This window comes from Nostoc sp., from assembly GCF_036919555.1.
GTDB lineage: Bacteria > Cyanobacteriota > Cyanobacteriia > Cyanobacteriales > Nostocaceae > Nostoc.
In genome coordinates, this window is record NZ_JBALCS010000098.1 from 103,535 (window position 1) to 119,757 (window position 16,223).

Annotated in this window: 10 protein-coding genes; 2 read left to right on the forward strand and 8 right to left on the reverse strand. The window is 42.5% G+C overall.

Annotated features, from left to right (window positions below):
- Nucleotides 1–21: 21 nt before the first annotated feature.
- Complete coding sequence (locus tag V7K36_RS27685; RefSeq protein ID WP_335120882.1) at nucleotides 22–699, reverse strand: S-layer homology domain-containing protein; 678 nt, start codon at nucleotides 697–699, stop codon at nucleotides 22–24.
- Between the two features lie 368 nt (nucleotides 700–1,067).
- On the reverse strand, nucleotides 1,068–2,084 hold the full coding sequence (locus tag V7K36_RS27690) for a Vgb family protein (protein WP_335120883.1): 1,017 nt from the start codon (nucleotides 2,082–2,084) through the stop codon (nucleotides 1,068–1,070).
- A gap of 685 nt (nucleotides 2,085–2,769) precedes the next feature.
- Between V7K36_RS27690 and rpiA the strand changes: the two genes are divergently transcribed.
- Nucleotides 2,770–3,480, forward strand: a complete 711-nt coding sequence (rpiA, locus tag V7K36_RS27695) for a ribose-5-phosphate isomerase RpiA (RefSeq protein WP_335120884.1) — start codon at nucleotides 2,770–2,772, stop codon at nucleotides 3,478–3,480.
- 742 nt (nucleotides 3,481–4,222) lie between these two features.
- On the opposite strand, the gene V7K36_RS27700 is transcribed toward rpiA, so the two are convergent.
- The 4 genes from V7K36_RS27700 to V7K36_RS27715 all read right to left on the reverse strand — a co-directional run bounded on the left by V7K36_RS27700 (nucleotide 4,223) and on the right by V7K36_RS27715 (nucleotide 11,098).
- Nucleotides 4,223–5,368, reverse strand: a complete 1,146-nt coding sequence (locus V7K36_RS27700; protein WP_334941733.1) for a SpoIID/LytB domain-containing protein — start codon at nucleotides 5,366–5,368, stop codon at nucleotides 4,223–4,225.
- 222 nt (nucleotides 5,369–5,590) lie between these two features.
- Nucleotides 5,591–7,804: a GumC family protein gene (locus tag V7K36_RS27705; RefSeq protein ID WP_335120885.1), complete on the reverse strand. Its 2,214-nt coding sequence runs from the start codon at nucleotides 7,802–7,804 to the stop codon at nucleotides 5,591–5,593.
- 563 nt (nucleotides 7,805–8,367) lie between these two features.
- On the reverse strand, nucleotides 8,368–9,327 hold the full coding sequence (locus V7K36_RS27710) for a ribonuclease Z (protein WP_335120886.1): 960 nt from the start codon (nucleotides 9,325–9,327) through the stop codon (nucleotides 8,368–8,370).
- Between the two features lie 112 nt (nucleotides 9,328–9,439).
- Nucleotides 9,440–11,098: an ArnT family glycosyltransferase gene (locus V7K36_RS27715; RefSeq protein WP_335120887.1), complete on the reverse strand. Its 1,659-nt coding sequence runs from the start codon at nucleotides 11,096–11,098 to the stop codon at nucleotides 9,440–9,442.
- A 138-nt stretch (nucleotides 11,099–11,236) separates the two neighbouring features.
- On the opposite strand from V7K36_RS27715, the gene V7K36_RS27720 reads away from it, so the two are divergent.
- Nucleotides 11,237–11,881 (forward strand): class I SAM-dependent methyltransferase, encoded by a 645-nt coding sequence (locus V7K36_RS27720; protein WP_335120888.1) that lies wholly within the window; start codon nucleotides 11,237–11,239, stop codon nucleotides 11,879–11,881.
- 417 nt (nucleotides 11,882–12,298) lie between these two features.
- Here the strand turns inward: V7K36_RS27720 and V7K36_RS27725 are convergent, their stop codons facing one another.
- Both V7K36_RS27725 and glgP read right to left on the reverse strand, forming a co-directional pair.
- Nucleotides 12,299–13,141, reverse strand: coding sequence for a zinc-dependent peptidase (locus V7K36_RS27725; RefSeq protein WP_335120889.1), 843 nt, complete (start codon nucleotides 13,139–13,141; stop codon nucleotides 12,299–12,301).
- Nucleotides 13,142–13,559: 418 nt separating this feature from the next.
- The gene (gene glgP / locus V7K36_RS27730; protein WP_335120890.1) at nucleotides 13,560–16,124 is read right to left on the reverse strand and encodes an alpha-glucan family phosphorylase; all 2,565 of its coding nucleotides are present in this window, start codon (nucleotides 16,122–16,124) and stop codon (nucleotides 13,560–13,562) included.
- Nucleotides 16,125–16,223 lie beyond the last annotated feature (99 nt).

Consider the following 16,223-nt stretch of genomic DNA (forward strand, 5'->3'; position numbering starts at 1 on the left):
CCTTGGCTGGATAAAGTCTAGCTAAGGTGATTGTGGACTATTTGGAATAATCGGAACTTCTGGTGTTTCGGGTTGTTGCTGTTGTCGTTGCAAATATTTACTCAATACATAAGCCATATCTCCACGGGTCACGGGTTTTAATGGGAAAATATTACCTTGAGCATCTGTGTTAAGAAATCCCTCAGTAGCTACTGTCGCGATCGCTTTTCTAGCCCAAGCCGGGATAGACTTTTCATCTGGATGTGAAGCCAGAATCTCATTAACAGCGTCATCGGAAAACTGAAATACACCATAAGCCTGGGCGAAAATAGCCAGAGCTTCTGCCCTTGTCACCTTTTGGTTAGGGAAAAATTCATTGCCACGATAGCCTTTCATGATGTCAGTTTTTAAGACTGTCTGTATATCATTAAATGCCCAATAAGAACGAGGAACATCTGGAATAGTTAAATTTTCTTTGCTCACAGCTTGTCTTTTATCTAGCCGAAATGTCTTGACCATAATCGACGCTAATTCAGCGCGACTTAGTAATCTTTCTGGATAAAACTTGCCATCAGAAAAGTTGGTCATCCATTTGACAGCAGTTACCTGTTGAATGGAATCAGATGGGATTCCAGAAGTAGGTTCTGGCACTTGAGCAATTGCTGGCAAGTTTTGTAGTAGTGCCACTAAAGATAGAGTAATTGAAAGCTGACGGATCATAATAACCACTTTTAGCTGCTAAATGAATTTAAAAAACTACGTTACTGAGGTTAACGCAAAATTTGGTGTTCCTAATAAGCAGTAACTCAGTTAATGACGAACTTAAGCTGGGCAACAGGGTAAAAGCATCTTATTTCTTAATAAAAACTAATCAAGATTCCAAAATGATCTAGATAAGGGACTTCCAAAAAATAAAATCACTAATGAATAGTAATAATAATCATTATTAGAGGGGGGAGTAGCAGCTATTGGCTGCTACTCCCCCAAATTGTAGTAAATTCAATTGAGATTCAAATTTTTGAGTGTTTGGAATCAAAATGCTCAAATCGCCTGGGGTTCCTACTCAAGCTCTAGTAATTGCTGAATTTTTATGATGTGGCTTTCTGCTTATGGCTAAGTACCTTGCTTGTTCCTAGCACAGCACCAAGTGCCAACACAGCTAGCCCCATTCTAGGTTCAGGAATAACACTGCTGTCTTCAGTGAAAGCCAAAAAGCCAGCCCCCTTTAACCCACTTTGACCGGCAGGGATAAAGGTGTCAATAAAAGCTCCTGTCTTGCCGTCGTAACGCAACACCTTGTTACTATTTAAGCCACTAACGTAAAGGTTTCCGTCGGGACCGAAGATAGGCTTGACAGGATCATTGAGTCCGCCACTGCCAGCAGGGATAAAAGTGTTGATAAAGGCTCCTGTCTTACCGTTAAAGCGCGAAATATTGTTAGTCTCAAAGTTAGCGACGTAGAGATTGCCATCTGGTCCAAAGGTCAAGCCACCAGCTCCTGACCCTTTTTCCTCGGTTGCAAAAGTGTCGATAAAAGCTCCGGTTTGCCCGTTATACCTTAAAATACTATCAGTAAGAGTACTACTGACGTAGAGGTTCCCGTCTGAACCAAAGCTCAAACTAAAAGGTGCACTGAGTCCGCCGCTACCTGATGGGACAAAAGTGTCGATAAAAGCTCCCGTTTGCCCGTTGTAGCGTAGAACACTATTACTAGTGCGGCTGTTAATGCTGGTAACGTAGAGGTTGCTGTCAGGACCAAAAACCAAGTCTTCAGGCGAATCTAGTCCACCACTAAGAGAAGGAACAAAGGTACTAATGAAATTTCCTGTTTTTCCGTCGTAACGTTGCACGCTACGGCTCAAAATATTACTAACATAAAGATTTTTATCGGGTCCAATAGTTAAACCAGTTGGTCCCTGTAGTCCGCCACTACCTGAAGGAACAAAATCATCAATGAATTCTCCCGTTTTTTCGTCGTAGCTTAGAACGGAGTTATTATAATAACTCCCCACTAAAAGTGCTGCATTAGCTCTTGGGGCTATCCATACTAGGAAGGCGAAGCTGACCAGGGGGAGGCTGATCTGACAAAAATTGAAAAATCTCATAATTTTGTTGGCTAAAACAACCATAATTACTTAGTACAGTTAATCATATATTCGTAACCATTCGTAACATTTCTATTAGGAACTAAGTTGCTAGTTATAAAAATAAGTAAGGCGATTTTGTCAATACGTCTTTGAGTATAAATAAATCTGCTCATATAACATTAGGCTTGGTCTGTTCAACTAATTTAAATGCTTGTTCTCCACAAGTAGTTTCGCTGCTTACTTCTATTATCTGGAGACGGGAACAACGCGAAAATGTGAGATCGGGGTTTAATTATCAATTATATCGTTAAATTATCAATAAAACCAGGTTTTTTCATTGCGATCGCCTAGCATATTGGACTTTGGACAAAGCATAATTGAGCTAATTCATTATCTTTCTTAATCCCAGAAATGTAGGCGTAGCTCGTCGCAGACATCGCAGACTTAACCCACAGCCAAGTTCTAAACTGCGTTAAGAGGGTGCTAATAATCACCATTAATCGTTCCGAGCGTGATAGTAAATCATCCAGCGATCGCTAATCGCTGCTTCTGCCCTCCAGAAACATTTGCCGCCACCGCGCCCAAGATTAGATCATATTTTTGCGGAAATTGGCTAAAGCAAAAACTTGTTTTTTACCTTTCATCTTTTAGCGTTATCTGCCCACTACTATGGACTATAGTCAGTTTTTCAGGAGTTTTGGCAATGACCGCAGCAGCAGATCCCGTAAAGTTGATGAAGCAAGAAGTTGGCAAAGCCGCCGCAGCCCTAGTCAAGTCGGGTTCCATTGTGGGGTTGGGTACGGGGTCAACTACAGCATATACGATTCAGTATTTAGGCGATCGCCTCAAGTCTGGTGAACTCAAAGATATCATTGGTATACCCACCTCGTTTCAGTCAGAAGTGCTGGCGAAGCAGTACGGCGTCCCTCTTGCCACCTTGGATGCTATCGACCACATCGATATTGCCATTGATGGGGCTGATGAAGTCGATCCGCAGAAGAATTTGATTAAAGGCGGTGGTGCAGCACATACCCGCGAAAAAGTCGTAGACTACCTGGCAGAACAGTTCATCGTCGTGGTAGATAGTGGCAAGTTAGTAGACCGCTTGGGTTCTACTTTCGCTGTACCGGTGGAAGTGATTCCAATGGCAATTACTCCTGTTACCAATACCATCAAAAAACTCGGTGGCAAACCAGAACTCCGCATGGGTGTAAGAAAAGCTGGCCCAGTAATCACTGACCAAGGGAATTTTGTCTTAGATGTCAGATTTGACTCGATTGAAGATCCAGCCAGCCTAGAAAAGACATTGAATAACATTCCTGGCGTTCTGGAAAATGGTATCTTCGTTAACTGTGTCGATTTAGTTTTGATTGGTGAAGTCAAAGATGGACAGCCATTAGTCCGGCAACTTTGACAAAACAGAATTCAGGAGTCAGGAGTCAGAATTCAGAATTGAATTCTGTGTGATATCATGTCCGCTTGATTGCTTATTAAACCCGAAGAACCCCACACGCCAGATGCTCCACTTGGGGAGATCCCAAGACCGCACTGGCTCCCCTTAATCCCCTCCCCGCTTGCGGGGAGGGAAGACAAAGCATGGCTTTGGCGGGGTGGGGTGCAATGACTGTGGAAATCGTAACTAAATTATGCGGACATGATAAGCTGTTCCACATTTAAATTGCATATTCTGGGCGGGCAAGATGCCTACCCCACAAGAGTTATTTTTAATTCAATTATACAAGTTAGATGTTTTTTAGCTTATGAGTGGTGTTAGTGAGTCAGACGCTCGTTGACTCGCTACCCTTCTCTACAAAACGCTGCGCGAACGCTATCAAGCGTCAGCAGCGCAGTCTTGGGGGTTTCCACGCCAATTGCTTCTCACTTAGGGAAAACTACGGTGTACACACAAATTATCCCATTACCCAAAAGTCCTCTAAAATCTCACCCTATCCTATCTTTAATCCCTCTCCTTAATAAGGAGAGGGACAGATTTTACGTAGTAAAATCAGGGTGAGGTATCTTAGGGGCTATGAGACTTAACCGGATAATTGCGTTCAGAAAGACTTGTGTGTACACTGTACTTGAAAATGTATTTAATGCGTGAATTTTGAATTTTAAATTGTTAATCTGTATTCTTCTTCAAATACAGTAGTGGACTACTTCGGCTGAATTGGTGTTAGGGCTACACCTTGATAATAATGTCCCAAAATTTGCAGGTGGTTTACTCCTTGGCGAGCCAGATTATACGCCCCCCACTGACTCATGCCTAAAGCATGACCAAAGCCAAGTCCTTGCAGTACAAAACTACCATCGGCTCCCTTGGTGACAGTAAAGCGGGTACTTTTTAACTTCAGGGCTGTCCGTACTTCCTCGCCCTGTAGCACCTTCGTACCCCTGTTGCCGACAATTTTCAAGACTTTAACACTGCGGAAAGGCGAGTATGTCTCTGGAATCATATCCTTGACATTGCCCACCTCAGGAAATTTAGCGCTAATTTCAGTAGGTGAGAAGGTTTTGACCCAATTACACTCCCTGATATTTTGATCGTAGTCTTGAACAGCACGTAGGTAAGGCTCGTTGCTTCCCCAAACATCTTCCACGTTTTCAGTGTGTCCCCCAGAACAAGCATGGAAAACTGAGAGAATAATCCGGTTTTTGTAAGTTAGTACCTGCCCTAGTGTTTCATCAACTGCTTTGTAAGTAGAAGGAGCTTCACTGATTACACCTTTGTAAATTTGCCAACGATCGGGGGTATTGCCTAAATCGTAAACGGGATTATTCCGTTGTTTTTCACGTTCGTAGAGGGCATAGGTGCGGGCTGCGATCGCTTGGGCTTTTAAAGCTTCTTGAGGCCAACTAGCATCCATTTCACCACCAAGAACGCTGTAGAGATACTCTTGGTCATCAACCCAGTTAACAGCAGTTAAGCCTTTGTCTGTGGGAACAACCAGAGTTCTGCCCCGATACCAGCGATCGCCAATATAAACGAATCCCTTACCAGTTGGCTCAATCCAAAATAAACCAGACTGCCACTTATCTAAAGCAACTCCGCCAGGCACGGCTTGGGCATAATATGCACTCATCGCTGGTAACTGTCCGAGAGTTCGGCCGGTACTATCCTTAACGATTCCAGTGGTGGAACTGCCCACTTTTACCTGATTAACACCCCTTTCAATTGCCACGCGCAGGATTACAGACCCTTGGGCTGGTGCAACCAAAGCTATCCAGAAAAGGATACTTACCCACCAATGACGTACTTTTATCTGGGAAAATAAAGAGCCTAAATAAAGTTGGAATTTCATGCTGATCATCTAATCACACTAGTATCTAATTGACGCTCTGAACTATGGCGTCTATTACTTTAAGATGAGACACTTCTCCAACGCAGGAGGTTGCCACCTCCTACTTATTATGCATTTTGCTTGAGCTATAAGGTAGAAATCAGCTGAAGGGGGCAGGAGCCAGGGGAAGAATTCCTTTCCAATGCCCCATGCCCAATGCCCAATGCCACCTACTTCTTCAGTCTACGATGCCAATACCTTTTGAGAATTGCTCACTTCATTAGCGATAATTCCAATTAAATTCAACTTACTCAAAATTTCTGTTGCTTGAGTCAGTTCAGTTCGCGTCACTTTCCCCATGCGCTCTACCATCACAATCCCATTGCAAAAAGATGCCACAATCCTGGCATCAACCGTGCCTAAAATAGCTGGAGCATCTATCAATACTAGGTCATAACTTTCCTCAAACAACTCTATTAATTCTTTCATCCGTTGAGAACTGAGCAACTTCACCGTGTCTTCTGGTTCCGGGCCAGCAGTCAAAATATCAATAGAAGGGTGAATGGGCTGGATGTAATCTTGAAAATGAGTAGTTGTCTCATCAACTAATAATAGAGATAGTCCCCAGTCATTGGATAGTTCCAGGATTTTGTGCAGGCTAGGATTCTGCAAATTAGCATCAATAACTAATACCCGTCGATGCATCCGGGTAGCGCTAGCCACAAGCCCTAATACTAAGGTTGTCTTTCCTTCCCCTGGTAGTGCTGAAGTCAACATCAATGACTTCAAGGGTAAGGGATATTTTAATATTTTAATATTTTGGTAGATCATGTCCAGGGTTTCATGGACGGGCAATCTAGTATTGGCTTCTATTACAGAATAATTTGAACTTCGCCCTCCACTCCAAGGCAGTCCCAGCCGCCGCTTTTTCACATCATGCAACGGTAGTTTTGGTACTGACCCTAGTACACGTAAGTTCGTCAGTTTCTTTAAATCTGCCGCAGAATAAATAGCATCATTAAACTTTTCCAAAATCAGGGCTGCTAAGATACCTAAAATTGGCCCAATTACCGCTCCCCCAACCAAAAGTAATAATCTGTTGTTCCCCATATAAGTACCCAGAGCCGGTTCTGCCAAAACTTGCCAGTTATATCCTTCCTGAGCAATTTTCAGTCCCAATGACTGTTGTGCCTGAAGCAGCTGTTCAAGGCTTTTGCGACTACTTTCTACCTTTGGCAGCAGACGGTTATACTCTGCTATTAAACTTGGGTATTTGTTTACCTCAGAGCTTAGTCGCTGTTCTGACTCGGCTAGATTCTTTTCATTGGCAGTTAGTCCTAAGACATTTGTCTGCACCAGAATAAACTCGTCTAATAGTGTTGGATCAACCCCTACCATTTGCCCTTTGAAAAGCGGTTCTTCCTTATTGCTATTAGTAATAGCTTTCACCTGTTCTCGTAATAGTGACAATAGACTTTGGCGTTGCTGCTTTAGCTTTTGTACCGATGGGTAATCGTCTGTATAGCGCAGTCGCTCCTTAGCCAATGCTAGTTCAGTCTTTTGAATTTCACTCAATAGTGCTTGGTAGCTGCTTGACTGATTTAAACGAGAAGAAATTAGTTCATTCTGCTGAGATGAAGACGCTATTTGTTGCTCTAGGTTATCGTAGCGAGCGTTTACATCTTGAAGGTTGGCACGAGTGCTTTGTAGCTGTTGTTGAATATCGGCTAGAGATTCTAGCAGGATTTTACTTTGGACTTCGGGATCGAGTAATTTATGTTTTTTGCGAAACTGTTCTAAATTTTTCTCAGCCTTACTCACCTCTTTTTTTATCTCAGGTAGGCGAGCGTTTACAAAAGCCAGCCCCTGATTCAGACGTTCTTTTTGTTGCTCTTTGTTGTAGTTTTGATAGACTTTCTGTAGAGCTTGAAGTACTCTTTGTGCTTTAACTGGATCGTCATCACTGAAAGAAACTTTAAATACTTGACTGAAAACCTGATTAGCTCCTATGCCTCCCTCTTCTGGAGTCACTTCTAGAGATGCTTTTTTGTTGTGTTCTGTTTGACTATTGATATCTTCTAAGGTAATATTAGAATAATCAGAATGGAGTATATTTACGGCTTTCTGGAGTAGCTTAGAACTCAGCATGAGTTTCATCTGAGTAGTGGAATCAACAACTTGAGAATTGGAATCAGTAACCTGAGTCTCTGCCCCTACTGGGATATTATTTGACTGTGCCCCTTGAGATAAATTGGAACTCACCAATATCTGCATATTGCTCTGGTAAGTAGGTTTGACAATGACAGCCAACAGGCTAGCAGCTGACATAACGACACAGGAAACCCCCAAGATTAGAAAGCGTCGGCGAAGCAAAATAGTAGATAGTTGTCTGATGTCAACTGCGCCTTGTGCTGAAGTAGTAACCTGTTGCTCTTGATTCAGACTAGTCTTAGCCACTATCAAACTCCTCTAATATCGAAACACTATATTTATTTGGAAGATTTATGAAAAATGTGAAATGATTTTTTACACCTAATAGCCGCAACAACATACTTAATTATTCTTCCAACGATGACAAGCTCACTTGGCATAATATTATGCCAAGTGGCGCTTTCATGTTGATCAATTCAGGCATATAAATTCTTAATCAGTGTTGAAAGAATAAATTTTCAATAAATATTTTATTTCAGAAAGAAAAATCTTGACGAAAAATTAATTATTTTCCTAACTATTTAAGTAAAAAATTCTCTGATTCACAACATTACTATATATTAAAGTTCTTTTGATAACTTGCGATCTAAAAAATATATTGAGAAAAATATTTAACCCATACCCTTTCTAGGTTATTGATACACTTAGTTAACCGTAAATTCTTGGTTAACTAGTTGACTTACTCCTAGCCTTAAACTGCTGTCTATTTGCTGGACGTTATGAATTGGACTGCTAAACTCTAAGACAGAGCCTGATTAATTTTAGATTAGAAGGGTTGAATAGGAAATCTAAAATCCAAAATCCAAAATTTACACACCTACCTTGGTTAACTGTACTTCCCGTCGCCTGGGTACTTCATGAATCATGAAATCGTAAGCCATATCAGTACGGGGAAAAATAGCACGGGCTTCCTTGAGGAGATCCTTCAATTCCAAGGTATTTCCGGGAGCATAGCGGGGACTAAAATGACTCATAATCAGCCGATGTGCCCCAGCCGCTAAAGCTGTTTGCGCTGCCATTGTAGTTGTGGAATGCAATCGCTGAAAAGCCATATCTGCATCTTGATGGGCAAAGGTTGCTTCGTGAATTAATACATCTGCATCATGAGCTAATTCCACTGCACCATCACAATAAATTGTGTCTGTACAATAGGCAATCTTTCTGCCAATTTCTGTAGGTCCGCATAATTGGGTGCCATCAATCACCCGTCCGTCGGCAAGGGTAACAGTTTCACCGCGCTTGAGTTGACCGTAAATCTGACCAGGAGGAATTTGCAACACCTTGGCTTTTTCCACATCAAAGCGTCCTGATCGGTCTTTTTCGGCTACGCGGTAGCCGAAAGCTGTAATGCGATGATGCAAATTAGCGCAGCTAACGATGAAGTCATCATCTTCATAAATTACCCCTGGACGGATGGCGTGAACTTTAATCGGGTAAGAAAAGTGTGTGTAGGAGTAACGTGAGGCGGCTTGAATGTAATCATTTAATCCAGGTGGACCGTATATATCAATTCGTTCTACATTGCCAGCCAAGCCGCAAGTAGCAAGAAGTCCCATCAAACCAAAGATGTGGTCGCCGTGCATATGAGTGATAAAAATTCGGGAGAGTTGACTAATTTTCAGTTCACTCCGAATAATTTGATGCTGAGTAGCTTCGCCACAGTCGAATAACCATAGTTCTGCCCTTTGGGGTAATCTCAGGGCGACACTGGAAACATTGCGCGATCGCGTGGGTACACCGGAACTCGTCCCTAAGAATGTTATCTGCACAGTGTTCTTTAGTCTTCCTATTGCTCAATTTGCAGCTCTATTTTCTATAGTGACACGGTTCATGAGCAAAATACTTTTAAGAGGAAGTCGTCTTTTAGATTTTCCACCTCTGTTAGGGAAGGATTTGAATCAACTGGTACTGTTTTACTGTACCAATAATGCGGTGAGGGCGAGATAATTTCGGCGACTGGTCAGTATAGATCAAAACATAGCTCAAAGCTGGTAGTTGGGAAATAGAGACTACTGGTTGGGGACGAATAGAAAGATAGAAATTAAGCAGTACTTTGGTTTTAGCGTCTAGTTGCACAAAATAGATCGGATGAGTTTGGATAATTGAGGCGATCGCACTTTGTTGTAAAAAAGTTCTCAAAACCGGATTATAGTCACTTAACAGACCGATGCTACCCATCGTCGCCAAAGCCAGCCAACAGGGAATTAACCAACCTGCAATCCAGTACCGAGATGTGAGAAACTTTTTGCCAAAGTGGTAACGACTAATCCACACCACAGGCAAAATTAACCAACCTAAGCCAATAGCCAAGCCAATAGTTGCATACTTGCGAATATCAGAACCACCCCAACTAAAAACGCCAATACTCGCGATTACAAGTAAAACACCTAACCCACCAAAGCCATAACTGAGATTTCGAGGAAGATTCTTCCTTGCAAAAAGGTTTAATAAATTTATTTCACCTTTTTTAAGAGGTAATTGTTGGGGAATCCCTGTCTGGTAAATATTACCTAACCAGTTTAAACCCACAGATGCAAACCAAGCTATGAAAGGATAAAGGCAAAGACTATAGTGAGGGAAACGAGTGGTAAAAAGACTAAATTCACAAAATAATACAATTGGAAAGCCAACTAATATTAACTGGTAGCGAGGAATAGGACGACGGAGAGTTAAAACTAAACCTAAAATCCCGAAAAAAGCCCAAGGAAATGCTCTTAAAGGGATATTCCATATATAGAACAGCGGCCCGTTATTATAACGATCTTCAGAACCTAGCTGCACAACAAACTTGAATAACTCCTCAAAACTCTGATTTCCGTAGTGCAGCCAGCTTAACCACAGCCAAATACAAGTAGGTATTAAACCTACGAAAAAGCCTAAATATAAAATTGGGTTAGTCAGGTGATGATGACGGCGATGTTCCCCAATTAGATAAGGCAATAAAGCTATGATTGGCAAAAAAATCATAAAGCTTCTGACTAAGAAGCCTAAACTTAAACTTAAACCAGCTATAAAACCCCAAAAATAGCAATATTTAGGATGTAATTCCGTTTTTATTAAAGACCAAATAGCTAAAAGTACCAAGAGAACCATCGGTACATCAGGTGTACTTAAGCGAGAGTATTGTAGCCAGAGAGATTCCACACTTAAAATTGCAGCAGCTAGCCAAGCTAATTTTTTGCCTAGCATAATTTTGCCGATTTCATACACAAGCCATAAGCTAAAAATGCCAGCAATCATGCTAGGAAGACGCGCACTAGTATCACTGATACCAAACAGCTTGTAGGAACTGGCAATTAACCAATAAGGGCCAGGGGTTTTATGATGTGCCTTTTCCCAAGGAGCTATCCAATTACCAGAATCAAACATCAGACGCGCACGCGATGCGTAAAGCCCTTCATCATGTGCCATCAAACTATTGTGTCCAGAATTAAATAGTAACAAGGGCAGTATCCAAACCAACAGACTAAAATAGGGTAATGATCCCACTAGGCGAATTTGTCGGCAAATCTGCTGCAAGAAGTGTAGTTTATAGAACATTGAATTGATAAAAGACGGTGCGCGAACAATTTTGAATTGTTAACTGCCCTGGTGTTATTAAAAGATGTTAAATAGTACTTGTTTCAAAATACCTGAAATTGTCGCCATCTGGAGAAAAGTTTTCCATAACAGAGATTTATGCAGCTAAGACCCAATCAACGCCTGAAATTAGATGACACAGACGATAAGCTGTTCTATGCTTATCCCCGCTTCGTCACCCATGTCGATGAAGGATTTATTCAACAGTTAACGGATTTATATCGCGATCGCATCAAACCCAACACCCGCATTTTTGATATGATGAGCAGTTGGGTGTCTCATCTGCCAGAAGAGATGCAGTTTTCCCATGTTGAGGGACACGGACTCAACGCCCAGGAACTAGCACGAAATCCTCGCTTAAATCATTACTTTGTACAAAATCTTAATGAAAATCCGCAGCTACCTTTACCAGATGAAGATTTTGATGCTGTTCTCAATTGCGTATCTGTGCAGTATGTGCAATATCCAGAAGCAGTATTTTCCGAAATTTACCGCATCCTGAAACCCGGTGGTATCGCAATTATCAGCTTTTCTAACCGGATGTTTTTTGAAAAGGCAATTCAAGCTTGGCGAGAGGCTTCAGAAGCAAAACGAGTGGAATTAGTCAAAGAATACTTCGCCTCAGTTCCAGGATTTACAACCGCAGAAGTTATAGCTCATAAGTCAACATTACCGAATTTTTTACAGTGGTTGGGTGCAGCTGGAGGAGATCCATTTTATGCCGTTATAGCTTATCGCAGTTAAGCCCAGATGTGGGTATCTCACCGAATTTTAGATTTTAAATTTTGGATAATGGAAAAGAAGATTCAAACATCGTAAATTTAAAAAGGTCTGAGAGGTTGTTTAAAAAGTGTTTTGCTGTGACTTTAGGCACTTTTAGATCCCCCCTAACTCACGCCAGTCGCTCCACTTGGGGAGACCCCCCCGCGCTGGCTCCTATTAAAAAAGGGGAAACCGGAATCAAAGTCCCCCAATTTATCGGGTAATTTAGAGGGATCTAGAACTTTTGATACCGACAAGAGGACTTTTCAAGCATCCTCTGAGAGCAAGCAAATTTATACTCGCTCCGCGAGAAGCAATCTACGTGGAATAAATCTAAAATCCAAAATCTAAAATTAAATGACTTGCCCCTGACTTGATTGCTATGAGTCAATCTAAAATCTAAAATCCAAAATTGATTGATGCCCATTGCACAGGATTTAATTGATAGTAACGTTGAAGTTGCTCATAAAGTGCCGGATGCTTGGATAGCAATTGGTGCGGTTTCTCAAAGAATGTCTCAGTCGCTACGGCAAAAAATTCTGCGGGATTCGTTGCACCATAGCTATCCATTACCGTCTTTACGCCTTGTAAAACATCATTACAAAGTTGCTGATATGCTTCTGTCATCACCTTCGCCCAAATAGGATAGTCTGAGTTGCGTTGCAGTATAGGAACTCCTTCAGCTTTACCATCCTCTTGATCTAACTGATGGGCAAATTCATGAAGCACAACGTTGCGTCCATCCCTCCAGTTATCAGTGTCTTGTTTCACCTGTTCCCAAGATACTACTAATTGGTCAGTTGTCCACGATTCCCCCAGTCTTGCCACACGCCTTTCTTCAACAGCATAATTTCCGATGGAAGTCGTTTCCTGAACAAAATAAGCATTGGGATACACCAGAATTGAACGAAGTCTGGGAAAGTACTGTCCACGTTCATTTAGTAGGAGTAAACAGGCGACAGCAGCAAGGGTCAGTTTCATTTCCTCCGTCACCTGTAATCCTCTACAGCCAATAAATTGCTTTTCTGCTAAGAACACTTGAATATGTCCCTGAAGTCGTCTGAGTTCATCGGGAGAAAGACAGGGGTAAATGGGAAGATTATTCTCAATAATGGCATTCCAAAGTGGGGAAAAAAGGCGATGTTTGAGACGGTTTCTTCGCCTTTTGACTAGAATGGGATTGACTAAAATCCCAGTGATAATCAGCCCAATGATCAGAAATAAAATTATTGTTTTAATCATTGACTTTTGAGCAGTTTACATATTTCATTCACTGGTAGACTGTGGCGGAAGTTTGCCTTACTTTATTTAACAAAAGGATTTTGCCCCTTGTTAATACCCAAGTCTTGTTAATTGAGATGGTATGTAGATTTACGCCGTGCTGTAAGTAAGTCGTCATGATAAAACCTATGTATGTTTAGTTTCGTAAAAACTGGGGAATTACCCATTTATAAGCTGTTCGCTGCGTTTACATTTTGTCACATAGGTTGATTTTTTAACGCCGACTTACTTACTAGTAAGCAGAAAATTTAGATAAAATAATTGTTCTTGTTGTGACTCATTAACTAAATTAAAATAGGATTACCATGCAGATAAAAGGCGTTGTTAAACTTAAATCAGCAACGCCTTTTCCTGAGTATTCAATAAATACTCAGCCCTCTTATTCTGCCCAAGCAATCAACCTTGGTTCATAGGGATTAGCCAGGTATTGATTTTTCGGCAATACACGCAAAGACAAGCCTTGCAAACCAGAAGCGGTATAGGTGATGTTACCCGTGTAAATACTCAATTGCTGTGCATCCTCTCCTTGGTAATCCATCACCACTGGCACAGCGTTGACAATCTCACCATTGGCATCGATCGCACCTTGATATAGTTCCACCTGCACATCATCATCGGTCAAAGTTGCCAAGTCAACCTTAGCTTTGACAGCAACGGTTTGGTTAACCTCAATGTCTGAAGCTGCCGATACGTCAATATCTTTGATTGTGATGTCGAACCAGTGTCCGCTCAATTTCTCTTTCCAAGCAGCTAGTTCTTTAGCTGGGGCAAAGTTATCAACAGTCAAGGTATGATAGCGATCGCTGGCTGGGAAATAAGCTCTTTGTGCATATTCTCCTACCATCCGTGCTGTATTAAAGAAGGGACAATTCAACCGAATTGCATCCTTCATTTTGGCAACCCACGGACGGGGCAAGCCATCACTATCCCGGTGTTCATAAAATAACGGTACAACTTCCTTCTCTAACAACTCGTAGAGAGCATTTGCTTCTACTTCATCTTGATAGTTAGGATCGTCGTAATTCTCTCCATGTCCAATTGCCCAGCCCGTGCGGACATAATCAGCTTCATCCCACCAGCCATCTAGTACACTTAAATTCGGCAATCCATTCATTGCTGCTTTCATGCCACTGGTACCAGAGGCTTCCCGTGGGCGACGCGGTGTATTTAACCAGATATCGCAACCCGCAACCATCAACCGGGATATGTAAATGTCGTAATTGGGAACAAACACTACCTGTTTTTCTAAATGTTGTTCGCGGATAAAGTGATTGATATCGCGGATGAGTTCTTTACCGGGAATATCCTTGGGATGCGCCTTACCAGCAATCACAAATTGCACTTTCCGGTCTTTGTTAGCCAGCAAAAGCCGCTTAATACGTTCCAAATCACGCATCCAGAGGGTAGCGCGTTTGTAGGTGGCAAAGCGACGGGCAAAGCCAATGGTGAAAGCGTAAGGATCTAAAACTTCTTGGGCTTGGGAAATTTCGGAGGCGGAAGCGCCGCGATCGCGCAAATGTTTGACCAAATGCTCTCGCACATACAAAACCATATCTAAGCGGCAGCGTTCGTGATTGCGCCACAACTCCTCATCGGGTATAGCTTCCATCCGCTCCCACAATTGGCTATCTGGTGGTGCTGATGACCAATTTGGCCCCAAGTAGCGATCGTACAATTCTTGAGTCGATTTGGCAACACAACTCCGAGCATGGACACCGTTGGTAATTGCGGCGATCGGCACTTCCTCTACTGGCACCTTCTTCCACAAGCCCTGGAACATTTGCCGCGACACCACACCATGCAGTTGTGCTACACCGTTAGAAAATGTTGCCATCTTCAGCGCCAGCACCGCCATACTGAAAGGCCCAGATAAATCGCCTGTATTCTCGCGCCCTAGTCCTAAAAATTGCTCTTTGGGCAACCCAAATATCTCTGCATAGTACCCCAGGTAATACAACATTTTTTCGGGAGCGAACAAGTCAATCCCTGCTGGTACTGGCGTGTGAGTGGTAAAGATATTGCTGGAAGCCACCACCTGTCTAGCTTGGGCATAATTCAGTCCCTCTTCCTGAATCAGCAAGCGGATGCGCTCTAAGGCAGAGAAGGCGGCGTGGCCTTCATTCATATGGTAGGCGGTGACTTTCAGCCCCAAAGCTTTGAGCATTTGCACACCACCAATCCCCAGCATGATTTCCTGGTGGATACGCATATCGATGTCGCCACCGTACAGCTGATCTGTGATGTCGTGATCGTAAGTAATGTTGGGTTCAATGTTGGTGTCCATCAAATATAGGGGCACCGTTCCCACTTGTACGCGCCAAACTCTGGCATACACCTTGCGTCCTGGATAATCTACCGCAATCCGCAGTTCTGAACCATCGGAATTGCGCTCTAGATGCAAGGGCATATTGTAGAAATCGTTGCTCAGGTAGCGTTCCTGTTGCCAGCCATCGGCATTGAGATACTGGGCAAAGTAGCCTTGCTGATACAGTAAACCTACACCTACAAGCGGTAGCCCCAGGTCACTGGCAGATTTGAGGTGATCCCCCGCCAAAACGCCCAAGCCCCCAGAATAGACGGGCAAACAATCTACAAGTCCAAATTCCGCCGAAAAATAGGCGTAGCATTCCTTTGGTTTCTCCTCCCGTTGTTTCTGATACCAGGTGCGCTCTTGCAAATAATCTTCTAACTGACGGTCAGATCGATCCATTTGCGCTAAGAAGCCTTCATCTTCGACAACTTCCAGAAGCCGCGATTGAGAGATAGTACCCAGCATCAACACCGGGTTATGATGGCTAGACTCCCACAAGTCGGAGTCTAAGCGACGAAATAAATCTTTAGTGTCAACGTTCCAATCCCAGTGCAAGTTATATGCTAGCCGCCGCAGTGGTTCGAGTCGCGGCGGTAGTGAAGGAGATACGTTAAATGTACGAATTGGCTGCATAGGTTGGCAAAACTCCAAGTTTAACTATGGTTATTGTTTACTCTTTTTACCAATGTTGCCAATTCTTTATACTGTATTTTGTGAAAAAGCGATGACTTT